The following is a 19,917-nucleotide window of genomic DNA, read 5'->3' on the forward strand; positions in this document are numbered from 1 at the left end:
TAAACTAAACTGAACTAAATGTAATCTAATGATGTGTAAGAGAAAAATCATGTCTTTTGAAGAATAGCTTGTTTTGACCAGCTAGGGCAACCAGATATCTTGAGTTGCTGAAAAATTACCAAATCTTTGTGTGACTGCGTGTATGCTGAGTCTGTTACGAAACAGTTTTAGCATACTATAAACGTGTGTGTTCATTTCTTTCATGTCGTGCATTGCGGCATACAGGATAGGTAGCGACAAACAATTACTTAACTTTTTAGTGATTAAAAAACTGGCTCTCGCCGATTAATTTGTTTAACTTTTATTTTTCGGTAAGAACTTACCGGAGCATCGGACAACAAAAGTAATGAGAAAAAGAACTATACCTTTATTTTTATTGGTGCCGGCAGTTGCATGGTCTATAGCTGGAAATTTGAGTGATGACCACCTTACTGCCATTAAAAACAAACTGAACTCCATTCCGGATTCCATGTTTTCATCTGTGAAGAAAGAAGATTTGCTGAAGGATGAAGTATATATGAAATTGGCGCGCGACGGATGGAGTCAGGATGAAATCAAGTCAATCTTCGGGGATTATCTGAAGCGTAACAAAAGCAAAGTAAGAGGTTCGCTGGAATATGGCAGATACGCGAAGCAATGGCTTCCGACTTATGGCTATACTCCAGGCGGAGATACGATATATCAATTTGCAGACACTGCCTATAACGAAAATATGATGCGGGCCGTGAAATCTTATGCCCGGACAAAAGAAGGCAATGATTTTAATGGCTATTATTTGTCGGAAGAGTATTCTCCGGAACCAAGATTACGTGGAGAGCGTCAGCCGGGAGTGTTCAGACCGGCAAAACCAAAACCGTCATCCGGTAGAATCCATTGGATTCAGGTGCATCCGACAGATCCGGACAAACTTATGGTAATCCCCGACGGTTCCGGTATATGCCGTACTGACGATGGCGGAAAGCATTGGGAACTGATCACCGACCGCATTCCGGAAAGATATCATCGGAACACGGCGACTCATTCAGCCATACCGGTTGATCCGGATGACTGGGATCATCTGTTTGCCTTCATGTCCAATGGAAACCCGGTTTATGAAACCATGGATGGCGGTAAGACATGGACAAGAGTTGAGGGAGCTACCCATAAGGGCTTTAAACGTGGTCATGCTTTCAGAGACAGTGAGGGTACGCTTAAGTTCATCGGTGCTGTGCAGAATGGTGGAAACAATTACTGGTCAAGTGAATTGTGGATTAGTGAAAATAAGGGAGTAACATGGAATCGAGTACAGATTCCGGACTCTTTGATTGATGTCCGCCCGGAGAATAACGTAAAAGGTGCCTGGTTCCAGGAAACGGCTTTTCATCCTAAAAACCGTGACCTGATCTTCTTTCCGACTTCCAGAGCTATTTATTACTTTGACAATGGTGGCAGACCCGAGGTGGTTAATGGAGTAAAGAAATATGTCCTGAAGAAGCTGCACTTCAAGGTGTATAATGCCGACAGTACACAATTGCGTTGCGAGGGATACAACTTCCCGTTTGAGGCAACCACTCAGGCTTTCCTGAATATCAATCCGAACAATCCGAACGAAATGTGGTTTGCTACTGGTTCGCGTAACGTAAGTTTTGGCAGTTATTCGGCCTTATACCGTTCAAGAGACGGAGGTAAGACCTGGATTACTTTGCAGGAGCCTTATCACGGAATCGGTAGTGGAAGAATTTACGGAAATGAATGCCCTTGGGGATGGCTTGGAGGCTTTGGTGTAAACTATGCGGATACAAGATACCTCTATGGATGTTCCATGAGCTCGGGATATAGTGAGGATGGCGGTGTGAACTTTAGAGAGTATGCATGGGGTAACCGTCTTAAGTCATTGCAGGCAGACGGCAATTATTATCATGTAACCAATTCACGCCATAATGCGGACAATCATGCTATTGTATCTCATGCGTCCGGAAGAGTGTTCAGAGCCTCGGACAGCGGTATTCTGATGAAGGACAAGAATATCAATAACCACGAGTGGACCAATATCGGAGGTGATATGGGACAGATGCTGTTTTACTGTATCCGTGTGAATGAATTCGGTGACCAGATGATGCACGGAAACACTCAGGATATTGATGTGCAGACTTATCGTGAAGGAAGATGGGGAAATTGGCGAGGATATGAAGGAAGCACTGCCTTTATCAATCCTTACAGTAATATGGGCTATTATCCGTCTGGCGGTGGAGGTATTGACGGCCTCGACTATGGCAGCTGGGTCGGTCATGATGTTAAAGCCGATGTTTGTACCGGTAACTGGTATGTGCAGCAGAATGAAAAACTGTTTATCATAGAGGATTTCGGAAAGAAATCACGCCGAGTGAAGATTCAGAGTGCTACCGGTGAGGACCAGAACGTAAACTCTTATGTGCTTTCCCGAAACAACCCTTCAAATGATGGCTCTACAGTCTGGGTAAGAACCGGAGGCAGTTGGTTCAGATATTCGCACGACAACGGCAATACCTTTACTTATGCCTATCAGGTGGCTAATTTGAATAATGTGCAGACTTTTGCCGCTGACCCGAATAATTGGACAAAGCTGTATATTGTGGCGAAGTCTGGTTCTGATTCAAAGATATATTTGTGTGATATGGTGAAGAAAACCATATTGCAGGACCTGACATACAATCTGCCTAAGAATATGACTTGTAACTCTCTCTTCTTGCATGAAGGTAGCGGAGATTTGTATTTCTACAATAGCTCAACCGGTATCTTTATTTTGGAGAACGGTTCTACGGAGTGGAAGTTCTGGATGAAGGGATATAATGCGGCAAAATCAGGAAGTGTGATCATCAATTATACAACACAGGAGATGGTGCTTCATGATTATGGTCGTGGCATTTATGTGGCAGACTTGGAGAACCCGTCTGACCGTTATTTTGATGATGGATTTCAGCTGAAGGCATTGTCTTGCAATTCCGGCAGACTTACTTTGGGAATCAATACTCACTGGACCATACCGTTCTACTATAATTATGTATGGACGGTAAATGGAGTGGATGTGAACAATCCTTATCAGTACCTGACGCATTCTCTGAAGGCAGGAGACAAGGTGCAGCTTAAGCTGACTCTTAGAGAGTCGCCGGATGTGTCTACTCTGTCTGAAGTTTATGTGGTGAAAGATTCAGATTTAAATGGATCGGTTGCGACAAGACAGAGTAAAACGGCAGACAGTCGTCCGAAGGCATTGTATTCTGATGGAAACGGACGCGTGGATCTGGGTTATGTGGATTTGTTCCTGAACGACTTCAGTATAGATTTGTGGGTTTGTCCGGAATCATCAACGGGAGTCATATTGGCCAATGGTCAGAAAGTACAGACCAGAGACGGTAGAGGCTGGTGGTTGGGTCTGGATAATGGTATCCTGAAGTTTAATTACGTACCGACCAACAGATTTGATCAGCCGACTTACGAAACCAGAGCAGATCAGGAAAGAACGCTTCAGGCAGGCACCTTACCGTTGAAGAAATGGAGTCATGTCGTACTGACTCAGGAAAGAAACGGTTCTATCTCCATCTATGTAAACGGAGTCAAGAAGGTAACCGGCGAAAGAATACTTCCAAAGCATTCTTTGAACAATGCCCTGTATCTTTCTTTGTTTGCAGACGGATATGAGCAGGCTCCTCTTACCGGAACTGTTGATGAACTCAAGATCTGGAAATATTCGATGAGTGAAGCAGATGTAAGAAAGGCTATGAATTCGCAGATTACTTCGAATACGGATGCCCTGGTATATTATAACTCTTTCGATGCGGACAAACTGGAAGACAATAAGGAAGCATTCTCACAAGTGGCTCCACATTCCAGAATTTTGGCACGTACAAAAGCGATGCTGTCTCCTGTGGCTGGTAAGGCAGAAACGGTAGAACGTGGAATTCCTGCTTCTGGAGGATGGATCGGAGATGAGGCTGTGGCTAAGGTATCTCTGAAGGGTGCAAATGATCAGGCTTTCGCAAGTTCTGATTTATATGCCTATTCATTCCGACATAACTTCCTGGAGGATACATTGTCGAATCTGAATTCGAAATATTACACCGTTGCGCCGTATGCTTATATCTTAAGAGATTTTGCAGCAACAGACTTGACTCAAAAGGTTAATATCATTTTCAGAAAGAATGATAATATGAAGTCAACAGAATATCGTTTGTATTCGGCTGCTGCAGATGCTCCGTCATCTTATTGGACTGAGATTGCCAAATTGCAGATCAATAGTGATGGAAACTATGAGGCAGAAGGACTGACTCTGCAACAGATTCTGAATAACAAGCTGATTATTGTCAGTCTGGACAACGGTATTGAGATTATTCCGGATGAAGGAAGCAATATGAAGGCCGGTAAGGTAACCGTAACCGAAAGCGGATATACGGAAGTGCCGTTTACCGCTTATCTCCGTGGTGGAAATGAACCGGAAGACGAATGCAGACTGAAGGCTTCTTCTGCGGCAGTGAGATTTGATGGTCCGTTGAACTTTGTTCAGGGAAAGGCTACTGGCAAGATCATTATCGATTCTGACAAACTGGATGATTTGACTTCCAATATTGTTAGCATATCGTCAGATGATGCACCGGTTGTTCCGTTCTCATTTGCTATCAGCGATCAGCGCATATCAAATTATGAGCGAAATGCTGTAAGAGGCAATTGGGGAGGATTCTATGTCGGTGACGCTTCTACGTTCAGTTCATTGAATTCATCGAATACGATGACATTTATGACTTGGATACGTATAGAGGATAAATCAGTTTTAGAGAAGCTGGTTGGTCTGATGATGTTCCGCAGCAGTAGCGGTGCAACAGGTTTACATATTGACAGAGGAAACGTACGCTGTCACTGGAATGAGGAGTCCTGGAGCTGGAGTACGGCATCAGACCTTAACATTACGGCGTCAGACCTGGGTAGATGGATACATATTGCGATGGTGGCACGCCCGGATGGTATGGATTACTATCTCAATGGTCGTAAGTTTACGATTGCCCGTGGCATGAGCCGAACCAGAATCGCTTCTGAAATGATGTTGGGTATGACTGTCTCTGGTGAGAAGTATTTTAAAGGCTCTTTTGATCAGTTGATGGTTTGGAACCGTTCTCTGACTCAGGATGAGGTATTGCATTATATGCATCACCCGGTTGAGTTGGGCAATAACGGACTGATTGCTTATGCCAATATGGATGCGAAGGATTCCAATGGAATGCCTGTTGAGTTGGTTTCCGGTAAATCATTCAGAACAAATGGTGGAACGGAATTAACGGTTTTATCAGAGATTCCATATAATCCGGCTTATTCAGTAGCACATACATCGGTTGATGATAAGGCATGCATACATGTTTCTTCGAATGGCAGTCCTGTGGACTATGCGTTGAATGTATTTAAGGACTATTCTTACAATTACATTCAGAATGCACGGTCTTTGGAACTTCCGTTAACAAAGGAAAGTTATTCTTTGGTTCCATTGAACAGTGTTGCCTATGGAGAATCGGATGTCTTGAAGTTAGACTATACCAGTGCCATTCTGGCTTCCGGTGATCCGGTTAGACTGGCCATACGTCCGTTGGGTTCTTTAGAGCCTTATACTATGTTCTATGAGAGTGTAGCAGATACTGATGGCCATGTGTCTTTCGAGATTCCGGCTCAAAGCATACAAGGAGCGGTAGAAGTGATGTTCTTCTCAACCCAAAGTGTTTCTGAGCGTCCGATAAAGGCGAGCTTGTCTTTATACGATAAGGAACAGCGTCCGGCAAATGCTTTTGTGCTTCATGATGAGGAGAAGGAGATTCATTTTGATGTAACGTTGCGTTCCGGAAATCCGTCGGTAAAGGTCCCGGTATACATCAAGGAAACCTCTTATGCGAAGGCTCTCACAGATTCGGTAGACCTTTCAGTGAAGAATCCTAGAGTAACTGTGGTTTTGGACTACGATCAGCTGAATAAGCTGGCATGGAATCCGGTCACCGTAAATCTTCTCGGTGTAGATTCCGAGCCGGTAGAGTTGAATGTTGCTCTGGAACCTAAAGTCCGTCTCTCCGTTGCTGGCACAGAAAAAACGCTGCACAATGCGTCATCTTCGGTACCGACATATCCAGTAAAGGTTGAGCTGGTACAAGGTATTCTGGATGAAGATGTGAAGTTGGAAGTTGTATCCGATGTGCCGGGAGTCGTGAATGGAATGGCTGGTGTGATGTTTAACAATACCAATGTCAAGTATTCCGATTTGAAGTTCTTTGGTGTAGAGAATCATTTGGATGATGGATGGAACCTTGTGGGTAATCCTTATCTGGCTTCAATTAATGTCACCAAGAATCAGAATTACAATGCTACGAACATAGCGCGGTATGTATACCACTATGATAACATTACGCGCAACTATGTTGTTTCAGACATGGTGACATTTGAGCCGGAAAAGTTGATCAATCCATTCTCGGCATATTTCGTTCAGGCGATGGCTTCGGATGCTCATTTTGAGCTGACTCCGATATCCAAGTCGAGAGCAATTAACCGAAAAGTGCTGGATTATGATGTCGCTGCGGAACAAGTTGCTCTGACAATGCAGTTATGCGAGGATGGTCAGCCGCTTGATGAACTCAAATTCATGTGGGAGAACGGAGCCTCGGCTGATTGTGTATTCAATGAGGATGCTTTGAAAATGTGGAGTCTGTCTGAGGATGCCATGCAGATATATTCTTATGACAAGATAAAGAAAGCGATGGCTGTAAACACATTGCCGCTTTCAAGCATAGAGGCACCGTTGGCGATATCTGCCGGTCATACAGGCAAGATGACCTTGAAGGTAAAGAGAAAGACCGGTTTTACCGGATCTGATCGTGTTTTGCTTGTTGACAAGTTCAAAGGCAACAGTATTGAACTTGGTGATGGCACAGAATATGAATTCGATGTGGATAAGAAGGGTGCGATAACTTCTCGTTTCAGCATACGTTTCGTAAAAGGAACTACCGGTATTGCAGAAAATACAGTCGGCTATCCGGTAATCGTGCGTAATGGTAAGTGTATCATTTCTGGATTGAAGGGAAATGCTGATATTAGAATCTTTGATATGGCCGGCCGTATGGTTGTGTCAGAACACACTTCGGATGCTGAATATTCCGTTCGCTTGAATACCGGATACTATCTGGTCAAAATTAAAGAGAACGGTAAAGAGTTTGTAACTAAGATTTCTATGAAATGAAAAAAATATCTTTTGTTTTAATTTTTATATTTACTATTCTGGGTTTCCTTAAAATGGAAGCCCAGAATGTAAACGTAACTTCAAAGGCGCAGTCTGCTTGGTTTACCGAGGCCAGATTGAAACTTTTGGGAGGAGAGAAGTCTGCTGACGGCAAATATTATGCTTATATATCCGTCAATACTGCCAACAAGGAAATCAAGTCCCTGTCCATAACAGGGTATGACAATGTTTTGACTCTGAATAAAAAAGAAACTGTTGAACTGACGGATATGCTTCTTTTGAGCTCTTCTTCAGAAACAGGTATTTCTATTTATGCCGCTCCGATAACAGAATCTTCTGTGTATCGTATAAATGGAGAACTGGCTAATGATGATGCTTCGTCTGAGGTATTGAAGTCGTATTATTATGAAATAGATGAGGGTACGGGGCATGCTTTTGAATATGTTTCTGATTTGCCTTATGAAGGAGAATCCGGATGGAATGGTATAAAGATAGACCGCTCACCCGATAATCTGGTGATAAACTTGTTGGGGCAGACTTATGCAAAGGGAATCGGTTTGCATTCTCAGGGATGGATTAGGTTTACTTTTGATACAGGAAAATACCATCGTTTCCTAGCAGATGCTGCCATTCAGAAGAATTATTCAGGACGTGCAGATGCCCAATTGAAATTTAAACTAGAAGGTAGTGCAAATGCGGAAGTAATTGATTATTTTACTGAAATCACTCAAACCAAAAAGGTAAGTTGGGATTATGAATTACCTGCTAATGTTATAGCGGTAGTTGTAGATTTTTTCAAGGCTAGTTATGGTAATGGCGAAGCCCACTCATGTTTGGGAGGAGCAAGACTCTACCTGACTCCACATACAAGAAAAGCGCAGAGCATTAATTGGAATCAGAGTCAGGAAATCTATGCTTACCGTCCGGTTACGATAAACCTTAATGCAACTTCTTCTTCAGGTTTGCCGGTGTACTACCGAATTGTGAAAGGAAACTCAAATGCCGAGATTCTTGATGGCTCGGTGCTGAGAATCAATAAATTCAATTCAGATATTGCTGTTGAGGCTTATCAGCCCGGAAATGAAGAGTGGGAGTCTGCGTCATTCAAAACTTCTGTTTTCAAAATTTATAGCGGTTCTAAGGTGGATGTAGGGAGTACGGTTGATTTGTCTACCGGCGATGAATTGGATGAGTTGATTGTATACGGTAACGGAGTGAAGACTGGTGAAGTGAATGTAAATGGACTGCCTCAGGTTAAGAAGTTAATCTATAAATGCAAGTTCCGCCCCTCTGCATGGAATTTTGTTTCCTTCCCTTCAAATGTAAATATTGACGAGATCAGTAATTTGCGCGAACTGGGTTATGAACTGAATGCTCCACAGGGTAAGCCGGCATACTATATTCTGGAATACGACGCGCAGAAGAGAGCTGAAAATCCATCGGAGTCTAGTTGGAAAAAGCTTAATACCCCCAATCTTGAGGCCAGAAAGGGATATATTATGGGTATCAATAATGTAGCTACAACAGACTCCGTTGAAGTGACTTTTCATATTGATAACACAGCTATGGCTCTTTCTGGAAGTTCTACAGAGTTTAATGTCAGTGTAGATCTTTCCCAGTGTGAACCTCAATCGGTACAAACGTTTTATGTAAGACCGACGAATATCAAAGGCAATACTTTAAAAATGGATGTTGAGTTTAATCCGACAGACTATTCAGAATTGCCGGTAAACCACGAGGTAGCATTAAGAAATGCCAGAGTGACTCATACTCCAGGTTACGAAGGCATCCGCATAACGCTGCCTGATGCTACACCTGCCAAGGTTGCTATTTTTGACAAAAAAGGCAAAAAACTTATCAAGGCTGTACGTTATGTGTCTCCTATGATGATAGATGTTTCTGATTTGAAACCTGGTGATTATAAGGTATTCATATCTTACGGTAATGCTTATGCCGAAAAAGCTTTTGCAATGCCTAAGAGATAAGGAATAACAGGAAAAAATTTTATTCTCATCCTTAATAATAGAAGGGCTGCATCGTGATATGCGATGCAGCCCTTCTGTTTTTCCTTAAAAGGGTTAAACTATTATAAACAAGCTTGTTTTTATTGAAGTTTAAATAATGTATTAATTACATTATTGTATCTTTGTATAAAGATTGTTTTTATAAAGCTACACAAAATATAAGTAATAACTAAACTAAGACGTGATTAAATGAAGTTTACAAGAAGATGGACTAGTTCTTTTTGTCTTTTTTTATTACCCTTAGCTCTGTATTCAGGCGAGAAAATAAAAAAAGAAAACCGACAAAAACACAAAATGGAAAAAGTTTTGCAAACTTTGCCGGACTCTCTGTATGAGCGGGTGCGTCGTGAAGATCTTTTGCAGAACGAAGTGTATGTTAAACTGGCGCGCGACGGTTGGAACAACCAGGAGATTGTCCGTATCATGGACAATTACTTGCAATATCGTAAGAGTAAGGTCAAGGGATCGCATGCTTACGGTATGTATGCCAAACAATGGCTTCCCACCTATGGTTATACTCCGGGAGGAGATTCCATTTATCAGTTTGTAGATACCACTTTCTCCGAAAAGGCGATTGCCAGTGTACGTCGTTTGTATTCCAAATCATTGGATAATTACTATCCCCAGATCCCTTATACACCAGATGACCGTTTAAAGGGTATTCGTAATACAGGCTATTTCCGTCCTGTACTGCAATATCCGAATACCGGTCGTATTCATTGGATTGTAGCCGACCCGTTGAATGCAGACCATATTATGGTCGTTCCCGACGGTGGTGGTATCTTCCGCACCGATAATTTGGGAGATACCTGGGATTGTGTGACGGACCGTATTCCGGATCGTGAGTTCCGTAAAATCTGTACTCATTCCGCTATTCCGGTAGATCCGGATGACTGGAATCATTTCTTTGCTTTCATGAAGAGCGGTAATACAACCCGTGTTTATGAAACACTGGATGGAGGACAGAACTGGACACGCATAGAAGGAGCTACTCATAAAAGTTTCAAGCGTGGTTATGGCTTCAAGGACAAGGCGGGTAATCTGAAGTTTATCGGTGCCTGCCAGGCCGGAAATTATATGTATAATGAACTTTGGACCAGTGCTGATAAGGGAGTTCATTGGGACCGGATAACCTTGCCGGAGGAATTGAAAGAGACACATCCGGAGAACGGTTCCAAAGGAGCCTTCTTCCAGAATTTTGCTTTCAATCCTCAGAATCGGGATATGGTATATATCCCCACTTCACGAAGCATCTATTATTTTGATGACGGTGTTACCAAGAACGAGAACGGAGGCTATAACATCAAGAAGATGGTGTTTGATGTGTACGATCAGGACGGCACAACTCTTCGGGCAAAGGCTGTTTCTGAGTTCCCATTCAAGGCAACCAGTCAGGGATTCCTGGAAATTGATCCGGCTCATCCCGACACCATGTGGTTTGCATCTGCCTCTCGTAATGTGAGTTATGGCGTTTATTCTGCCGTATACAAGACTACCGACGGTGGAAAAACCTGGATTACCTTGCAGGAACCTTTGGCTAAGATCGGTTCCGGATTGGCTTTCGGTAACGAGTCTCCATGGGGATGGCTCGGAGGCTTTGGAGTAAACTTCAAGAATCCGCAGCGCCTTTATGGTTGTTCCATGAGTTCGGCTATCAGTACGGATGGTGGAAAAAACTTCTGGGAATATGCCTGGGGTAACCGTTTGAAGGCTAAATACCTGGATGGAAATTACTATACAACGACCAGTTCGCGTCATAATGCCGATAATCACTGTATCGTATCTCATCCGAGTGGTCGTGTGTTCCGCGGATCAGATTCTGGAGTGTTGATGATTGACGAGAATATCAATGGCCATCAGTGGACCAATATCAATGGGCCGATGGGTAATCAGTTGCACTATTCCATCAAGGTTAATGAGTTTGGTGATCAGGTGATGCTGGGTAATACTCAGGACGTGGATGTGCAGACTTACAAATATGGCCGTTGGGAGAACTGGAGAGGTTACGAAGGAACCGAAGCCTTTATCAATCCGTATGGCGGTACTTGCTACTTTTCTGGTAGTGGTGGCGGTGGTCTGGATGGTATTGATTTCGGTTCGTGGCGTGCCGGCTATACCAAAGCCGATGTATGTACCGGAAACTGGTATCTGATGCATAATCAGGATGCCGGTTCTTTTTTCCGCGTAGAGGACTTTGGCCGTACTCCAATCAATATCCAATACAGCCGATGATACCGGTGCAGGTGCCGGAGCCAATGACTTTGCGTTGAGTCGTGGCAAGGACGGAACTCCTGTGCTTTATGTCTATAACAAGAATAATACAGTAGTCCGTTCTACGGATAATGGAAATACTTTCCAGACGGTAAAGGTCAATGTAAGCAGTGGTCTGGTTAATGCAAAATATGCCAACTGTAAGATTGCAACAGACCCGAATGATGTGAATATCGTTTATTTGGGACAGAATAACGGTAAGGTATTCAAGATTAATGCAGAGACCCATGTGGTTGAAGAAATCAATACGGGATTGCCTTCTTCAATTCAATGTAAGGGTTTGCTCTTCCACGAAGGATCGGGCGATTTATACTACTGTAGTAATGTGGGTATTTATTTGCTGGAAAAAGGCAGCAGTAGCTGGCGTTTGTGGATGGATGGTTATAATCCGTTGGAGTATGGAAGCGCACTGATCAACTACACCACTCAGGAGATGGTGATGCATGATTACGGAAGAGGTATCTGGGTTGCCGACCTGGAGCATCCTGCCGACCGCTTCTTCACAAATGGTTTTGCTTTGAAAGAAATTTCGGATGTAGCAGGACGTAAGACCATTGGTATAGATACCAAATGGACCATTCCGATGTATTATGAGTATACTTGGACCGTGAATGGAGTAGAGCAGCCTGTTCCTTATCAGTATCTGACAGCCCGTTTGAACCCGGGAGACCGAGTGCAGCTGAAACTGACTTTGCGCGAGTCACCGGATGTAAGCACTACTTCGGCTGAGTTCGTAGTTCCGGATGCTTCGCGTCAGAAAGACGTGGCCACTCCGGTTTATGCTCCGAAGGCAGGCAAGGCCCTCTATTCGGATGGAAACGGCCGTGTTGATTTGGGCTATGTGGATTATTTCTATAATGATTTTACGATTGATTTCTGGGTAAATGCAGAAAGCGACGGGGTCATTCTGGCTAACCGTCCGGTAGATTTTGAGCGTGACACAAGAGGGTGGGCCATTCTTCTGGAGAACGGACAGTTGAAGTTCCGTTATGCTCCGGCCAATATGGTTAACCAGCCAAGTTATGAGCAAGGATTTACGCAGCAGAGCAATCTGGTCATTGGTTCGTTCCAGAAAAACAAGTGGAACCATGTGGCATTGAGTCAGGATCGCGATGGTAATGTGGTTCTGTATTTGAATGGCAATACAACAGCCCAGCAGGCCCGTATCTTGCCGAAGCATACCCTGAACTCTTCCTTGTATCTGTCTTTGTTTGCCGATGGTTATGAGCGTAGAGCCATCAAGGCAGCTGTGGATGAACTGCGAATCTGGAAATCAGCTTATGGCCTTGATGAGATCCGTCGGATTATGTATTCACACGATCCGGGACATGAGGATGATTTGCTCTACTATCAGGATTTCAATGCCGGAAAGCTGGATGCCGAGCAGGAACTCTTCTCGCGTCAGGGGATGCGCGTGCGCACCCGAGCGGTGACCAGTTATGTCGCTATGCCGGTAGGAGTCGCAGCCCGTTGGGCCGACCTGAAGGAGGCTGCATCAGATGTAACTTTTGCCAGCGGCAGCAAGCAGCTGTTAAAACTTCACATGGATCAGTACGATCAGTTGGGCACATTGGCTGCATACGAATATGACTTGCAGGGCAGCACACAGTATGCCGGTGTGGATTCAAAATATTATGAAGTTGCTTCGGACATTTACCAGATTCGTTCTTTTGGTACGGTGAAGGAAGGTATTCAGGCTGATCTGTATTTCCCGCAGGCTTTGGACGATTCACAGCGTTATACGTTGTATGCATCTGATTTTTATGCAGATTCTGTGGCTTGGAATAAGTTGGCTGTCCTGGAAAAGGATGCTTCTACCGGACAGTTTGTTGCCCGTGGAATTCCAATGTCTACGATACAGGGACGTCAGTTAGTGATCTTGAAGAACAAGGCAGCTATAGAGGTTGCTGTTGGAGATGCCAGCTGGGATAACACGCTGGTTGTCTATGACAAGAATGAAACTCAGTTCAAGCTTAGAGCAGAGGCTATTGCCGGTTTGTCAGAACCGACCGGAACCTATAAGATAACATCGGAGAAAGGATACTTGATTATCAATGATGCTTTCAATTTCCAGAATGATGTAGCCGAAGGAACTGTTTCTGTAGATATGCGCCGTGTTGGTGATGCCGTCGAAGTCAGCGACCGTCTGATTGGACAGGATGGCCGTATGATTCCGGTATCTGTGAAGGTTATCAATAAGGTTATGCCGGAGAATGTGGGTAATGCTTCGACGATAACCAGCGGAGGTATGATCTTTGAGAATGCGTCTCTGCCTCAGAAACTGAACGGTACGAACCAGATGACCTTTATGGGATGGGTGCGCATTGATAATGCCAATCTGTTCTCGGGTGTGAATCCATTGATCTTTAGCCGTTCGGGCGGTTCCAAGGTTTGTGGTTTGCATTTGTCTGGCGGAAATCTGGGATTCCACTGGAATGATGGATATTATCAAGAGAGATCTAGCTTTACCCTAACAACCGCTGATGTGGGACGTTGGGTGCATGTAGCAATGTCTGTTGCTCCGGATGGAGTGCGCATCTATCTTAATGGAATGGAATATCACAGAAAATTCACACCGGCTTCGGCTCAGATTGAATCCATGCTGATGTTGGGAGTAGATTCCCGTAACGACCGTCGTTTCAACGGTGCTTTTGATCAGGTGTCTATCTGGGGACGTACCTTGTCGGCCGATGAGATTCGCCAGTATATGTACCACGCACCGAAACTGAATGCAGAAAGCCTGTTGGCTTATGTGGATATGGATTCGCTGTCGGCTTCCGGACAGGTTGTTGATCGTGTAAGCGGTTTGCCGATGACCAATTTGGGTACTGTCCGTCAGGAACAGAATATGGGAAGCCTGTATAATCCGACCCGTGAATTGGTTCAGGAAACAGCAGATACCGAAAACGGACAGACTTTCTTCCTGGAGCAGCCGTCGAACAAGAAAACACGTTGCATGTTTGCATTCTTCAATGGTTCTGCTTACAACAGTACCAGTGCCGAGCATCCGGAACTGTTCCCGTTGGTGAACCGTCATTATGCCCTGACCTTTAGCAATTTGCCGGGCTTTACGGCTTCAGAAACCGTGCGCCTGATTGTGAATTCTCCGGATCAGATTGCTGCCGGTGATCACATCACGCTGGCTTTGCGCCTGATGGGACGACAGACGGAGTATAGCAGCTATATCGAAGCCAAGACTGTAGAAGCAGGAAAGGCTGTCTTTGAGATTCCGGGTAATATCGTAAATGGATCTGTAGATTTCATGCTGATGACGAATACTCAGGTACAGGATAAGCCGGTGAAGGTTGCTCTTTCTGCCTACGACCGTACGGGAACCAACGAAATCAAGGAAGGTGACCTTGTGATTCTGAAAGAAGGTGAAAATCAGTTTATGGTTAAGACTGACGTACTTTCAAGCAACGATAATGCACAGGTACTTCTTACTGCGGTAGAACAGGCCTATGTGAAGCTTAATGATACCTTGGATATCAAGAATCATCCGCAGGATGAGATGCTTGTCACTATCGACCGTTCGGCTCTGGATCCGTTTGCCGAGAATCCGGTTACATTGCGCCTGGCTGGAGTATCAGAGAATACCACACTCTGCTTCAAGGTGGCTTTGGAACCTGTCATTCAGCTTTCTTTGTTGGAGAACCAGCAGAAGATTGAAAATGAATCTCAGATTGTGGTGGATAATGTGCAACAGCAGTTCCATGTGCAGGTTGATTTGCTGCAGGGTGTTTTGAAAGAGGGAGTTCCGTTTGTTACAGAATTCGACCCGGAATCAAAACTGAAAGTAAATACGAATACGCAAATTGGAGATCTGATGGCCAACTATGCGGTGACAATAAAAGACCATTTGGAATATCATCCGTCTGCCAATCCGGAAGACGAGGGATGGAACCTGGTTGGTAACCCTTATCTGCACAACTTGAACCTGACAAAACCGCAAAATGTTGTGATTGACGAGTCTTATATGTTGAAGTATATGTACCAGTACGAGCCGGAGACCGATACCTATCGTGTTTGGGATATGATTGAGAACTACGACCCGACGCAGCAGCTCAAATCCTTGCAGCCGTTCTTCATTCAGACAAAGCAGCAGGGAGCCACTCTGACAATTACGCCAGAGGCTAAGAACCCGAATATAAACCGCCGGGTATTCAGTCATTATCGTATGAATGATGCTACTGCTATCCGTTTGTCATTGCTTTCTGAGGATAAGAAAGAGTATGACTGTACTCAGGTGCGCGTGATGCGCGATGCAGAAGATGCATATCAGTTTGGCGAAGATGCCGTGAAGATGTGGGGTGGCCTGAATGGCCAGACCAACGAAATCGCCACACAGGCATCCGGAAAGAGTCTGTCGGTCAATGTGGTGGGCAGTCATCAGATTGAGATACCATTGCAGCTGAAACTTACCCATACCGGTACCTTTGAGCTGGCATTGTCTCAGCAGGAAGGTCTGGTATTTACAGACAAGGTACAGTTGTATGACAAGAAACTGAAGGTGCGCCATGACCTGCAGAGCGGTCGCAACTATCGTTTCCAGGTAGATGCTGTGGCTGAGGCCAACACGCGCTTTGCCCTGATCCTGTCTGTGGGTGACGAGGAAACCGGAATAGAAACTCCGGAAGAGCAGAAGCAGAACATTCAAGTCGGAGAGAACGGAATGTGTACGATTAGCGGACTGGAGGGTAAGAGCGTCATTGAAGTATTCGATGTGGCTGGTCGTCGCATCATGTATCTGCCGACTACACAAGAGAGTCTTTCTGTGCGCCTGAAGTCTGGAAGCTATGTGCTTTATGTTCGTTCGGCACAAACTGAGTATTCACATAAGATCGTAGTAAAATGAAAATAAGAGCATATATATATTTGTTACTTTTGTTTTTGGGATGGTCCGGGCACTTGGTGGCCCGTGACCCCCAATTAATCGGGGCTGTAAATTCTCCAGATGGCAAAGTTGTTTGTTTTGAACTGGAGGCAGGAGAGCAGGTGCAAAGCATTTCCTTGATTCTCTTTGATATGGTCAAAGGTGAAAAAACGACACAAGAAACTACCGGTTTTCAGAATGGCAATTATTTCTTTGTCAATATCCCCAAGAACGAAACGGAGAATAATTACGCCTATCAGATCGTTTTAGGCTTGTCGGACGGTACAGAGTTTTACAGCCATAAATACGAAGAAACGACCGGTCGCTGGTTCGATTGGTTGGGATCTGATGTGAAATGGACCACTGCTACAACGGATTATCCGAAAAGAGAACCATTGGTGGATATTTGTTATGGATATGATCCTGCGTGGGGATTGCCTTTTAACCGTACCACCTACTATAAAGCCTTGGTAAATTGTGCAAATGGTAGTATTGTATTCTCTTTCTCTGAAGATTCTCCTTATGACTTGTTACATACTGAATATGGAGTCGCTACATTCGATACGCAGACCTGGTCTGAAAATGGAGATGTGCGTTTTACTTTCACTGTGAATGGCGAAGTAAAAGAAGAAAATGTGATGTATGCCCCGGGCTTCTTTTCTTCAACAGCTCCTCCGCCTTATACGCGTATTTTTGAGACGGCAATAAAGGGTGCTACCAAAATTGAAATGTCCGGAGATATTTTTGATAAAGATAATGATGGAGATATCATGGTATTCGCCCTTCCTCGGGTATATCTGAAGGAATCAGACGGTCAGGCACAGACTATTGACTGGATGACGGAAATGAATCTGGATGAAAACCGGCCGTTTAAGTATACGCTGACGGCTAAAGCCAGTTCCGGATTACCGATACAATATCGTTTGGTGCACGGAACAGAATACGCCAGTCTGAACGGTTCTGTGTTAGATGTCACAAAGATTCCTCTGGATGATTATATTGAGGTAGAGGCTTTCCAGCCTGGTAACGAACAGTTCAAGCCCAGTGATATATACCGTTGCCGTTTTACGGTATCAGGAAAGAAGGTGGTAGACAGTAAAGAAGTCTATGTGCTTCATGAGAACGAGGAAATCAGTGAGATCATTGTGAAGGGTGATAAGGAGTCGGTTGGTCAGCTCAGTGTGGAGAATGGAAGTGCCAGTGTTGGCAAACTGGTCCTTCAGTACACATTTGTGCCGGGTGAGTGGAATTTCATTTCTTTCCCCAGCAATGCCGATTTGAGCAAGATCACCAATCTGGAGGAACTGGGCTACGCCTACAATACAGGAAACAAGGCTTTTTATGTGCTGGAATACAACACGAAGAAGCGTGCGGAGAGCCCAGACAAGACTGCGTGGACGCGCTTGAGCAAGCCTGCTGTATTGGCCAATAAGGGTTATATCATGGGTGTGTCCCGCTCTGACGATAATCCGAATAATGATCCGGTGACTGTGACCTTTACCTTCGACAATGTTACGCTGGATTTAAACAAGGAGCAGAACGGAATGCTCGGAGTGAATATGAACTTTTATGAAGTAGAGCCAGGCAGCGAGGTGCCGGTTTACATCAAGCCGGCCGATGGAGTCAAGGGTAACATTTTGAAGTTTGACGTGAAATTCGAGCCTAAGACACGTAATGATTTGGCCATGAATTATCAGTATGAGCTAGAACAAAGTCGAATTACATTCAATCCGAACCGTTCGGGTATCCGCATCACACTGCCGACTTCAGAAACAGCCAAGGTGTTGATTTTCGACAAGAAGGAGCGTCTGGTCAAGGCGGTGCGCTATGAATCTCCTTTCCTGATTGATATTCAGGATCTGAAGAAAGGAGAATATCAGGTGCTCATCCAGTATGGAAATGCACAGGAATATAAGAAATTGGTGATTGAATAACCCGCTTCATTGAATAAGACAAAGGGGCAGCCTGGCATCATGCCAGGCTGCCCCTTTCTTTTGTTGGGATGCTTCGGAAAAACCATCCTGATGATTTTTTCAGATGATTTCAATGAAATGTTTCATTCATCAGGATGGTTTTAGAAATCGGTAATCTTTTGGGTTTCGCGCTTCAGTTGTTCAAAGCGCATCATCATCTGGCGCAGTCTTTTTCTTTCCTTGTCAGCCAGATTATTCTGTTGCATTGGATCTTCTTTAATGTTATACAGTTCATATTCTTTATTCTTTCCCGGATAAGGAGGCAACATGACCCAGTCGCCCTGACGGAAGGCGTAATCGAACATGCCTTCAATGACCAGTTCCTGACGTCCGTTTCCCGCTTGTCCCAGAAAGACAGGCAGTGTGTTCTGACTGTCGGTGCGGTCGGAGTAACTTTGTCCAGTCAGTGCCGCCAGCGAAGCCAGCAGATCCATTTGGCACACCAGCTTGTCCGAAACACCCGGCTTGACCACTTTAGGCCATCGCACGATGAACGGGATGCAGGTTCCGCCCATCAGGCGGGTTGTTTTCCATCCCCGATAAGGTCCGGCCGGCTTGTGACTGCCTATAAGTTCTTCGGCCTGATCCTTGTAACCGTCGTCCAGAACGGGTCCGTTGTCGCTGGTCAGTATCACCAGAGTATTTTCTGTCAGTCCCAGTCGGTCCATTTCTTTCAGGAATTCAGACACGCACCAATCGGCTTCGAGAATCACGTCTCCACGAGGGCCCATACCGCTTTTTCCCGCAAAGCGCTCATTAGGAACGCGGGGAACATGGGGCTGATGAAGGCCATAGTACAGAAAGAATGCTTCGTCTTTATGCTCTTTCAGAAAGTCTTTTGCCTTGTTGAGGAACAGTTCGGCCATATCCTCATCTTTCCACTGTGCTTTCTTGCCACCCGTCTGGAAACCGATTCTCGGCACTCCGTTTACGATAGAGCCGCCATGACCTACGCTGGGGTGCATCCGCAGCAGTTCGGGATTGTCTTTTCCGGTAGGTTCTCCCGGGAAATTCCGTTTGTAGCTTACGTAAATGGGGTCCTTGGGGTCCAGGTTCACACCTTTACCGTTTTCAATAAAGATGCATGGCACCCGGTCGTTCGTGGCTGCCTGGATAAAAGAGTATTCATAGCCCACTTCACGGGCTCCCGGATAAATCCGGTCGTTCCAGTCCACACTGCCGTCACCCAGTCCCAGATGCCATTTGCCAACGGCTCCGGTGGCATATCCCGCCTGTTTCAGAACCTTGGGCAGTGTGATTTGTTGCGTGTTGATGATGAGCGCGGCATTTCCCGGCAGGATTTTGGCGTCTTTGTTGCTCCACGGATATTTTCCCGTCAGTAGAGAATATCTACTCGGAGTAGAAGTGGCGGCCGTGCAGAAAGCATCCGTAAAGCGCAATCCTTCCTCGGCCAGACGGTCCATGCCCGGAGTCTTGAGGGCGGTTGCTCCGTAGCAGCTCAGATCGCCGAATCCCAGGTCATCGGCTTCTATAATCACAATGTTCGGGCGTTCCTGCTGGCTTTGTCCGAAGAGTGCGGCCGGCATCAGTGCGGCC

6 protein-coding genes are annotated in these 19,917 nt (G+C 45.0%); 5 read left to right on the forward strand and 1 reads right to left on the reverse strand.

Features of this window, described 5'->3' with window-relative positions:
* Positions 1-346 precede the first annotated feature (346 nt).
* From DXA74_RS04505 to DXA74_RS04525, 5 genes are all read left to right on the forward strand, one after another.
* A complete protein-coding gene (locus DXA74_RS04505; RefSeq protein ID WP_118525635.1) occupies positions 347-7,219 on the forward strand; it encodes a LamG-like jellyroll fold domain-containing protein in 6,873 nt (2,290 codons plus the stop codon).
* Positions 7,216-9,204 carry an NPCBM/NEW2 domain-containing protein gene (locus DXA74_RS04510; protein ID WP_118525636.1) on the forward strand — a complete coding sequence of 663 codons (1,989 nt, stop codon included), beginning with the start codon at positions 7,216-7,218 and terminating at the stop codon, positions 9,202-9,204. The genes DXA74_RS04505 and DXA74_RS04510 overlap by 4 nt, the downstream gene beginning before the upstream one ends.
* A gap of 333 nt (positions 9,205-9,537) precedes the next feature.
* A complete protein-coding gene (locus tag DXA74_RS04515; protein ID WP_118525637.1) occupies positions 9,538-11,475 on the forward strand; it encodes a hypothetical protein in 1,938 nt (645 codons plus the stop codon).
* Positions 11,438-16,369, forward strand: coding sequence for a LamG-like jellyroll fold domain-containing protein (locus DXA74_RS04520; protein WP_118525638.1), 4,932 nt, complete (start codon positions 11,438-11,440; stop codon positions 16,367-16,369). Before DXA74_RS04515 ends, DXA74_RS04520 begins: the two co-directional genes overlap by 38 nt.
* The gene (locus DXA74_RS04525; protein ID WP_147401032.1) at positions 16,366-18,321 is read left to right on the forward strand and encodes a T9SS type A sorting domain-containing protein; all 1,956 of its coding nucleotides are present in this window, start codon (positions 16,366-16,368) and stop codon (positions 18,319-18,321) included. Before DXA74_RS04520 ends, DXA74_RS04525 begins: the two co-directional genes overlap by 4 nt.
* Positions 18,322-18,461: 140 nt before the next feature.
* On the opposite strand, the gene DXA74_RS04530 is transcribed toward DXA74_RS04525, so the two are convergent.
* Positions 18,462-19,907, reverse strand: coding sequence for a sulfatase-like hydrolase/transferase (locus DXA74_RS04530; protein ID WP_233550463.1), 1,446 nt, complete (start codon positions 19,905-19,907; stop codon positions 18,462-18,464).
* Positions 19,908-19,917 lie beyond the last annotated feature (10 nt).

Origin of the sequence: Bacteroides sp. OF04-15BH, from assembly GCF_003477995.1 — a bacterium.
GTDB lineage: Bacteria > Bacteroidota > Bacteroidia > Bacteroidales > Bacteroidaceae > Paraprevotella.

What these genes read in the sequence shown, in the direction of transcription:
- DXA74_RS04505 (WP_118525635.1), top strand. Translation starts at nt 347, where the DNA reads ATGAGAAAAAGAACTATACCTTTATTTTTATTGGTGCCGGCAGTTGCA.
- DXA74_RS04510 (WP_118525636.1), top strand. Translation starts at nt 7,216, where the DNA reads ATGAAAAAAATATCTTTTGTTTTAATTTTTATATTTACTATTCTGGGT.
- DXA74_RS04530 (WP_233550463.1), bottom strand. Translation starts at nt 19,907, where the DNA reads ATGCCGGCCGCACTCTTCGGACAAAGCCAGCAGGAACGCCCGAACATT.
- DXA74_RS04515 (WP_118525637.1), top strand. Translation starts at nt 9,538, where the DNA reads ATGGAAAAAGTTTTGCAAACTTTGCCGGACTCTCTGTATGAGCGGGTG.
- DXA74_RS04525 (WP_147401032.1), top strand. Translation starts at nt 16,366, where the DNA reads ATGAAAATAAGAGCATATATATATTTGTTACTTTTGTTTTTGGGATGG.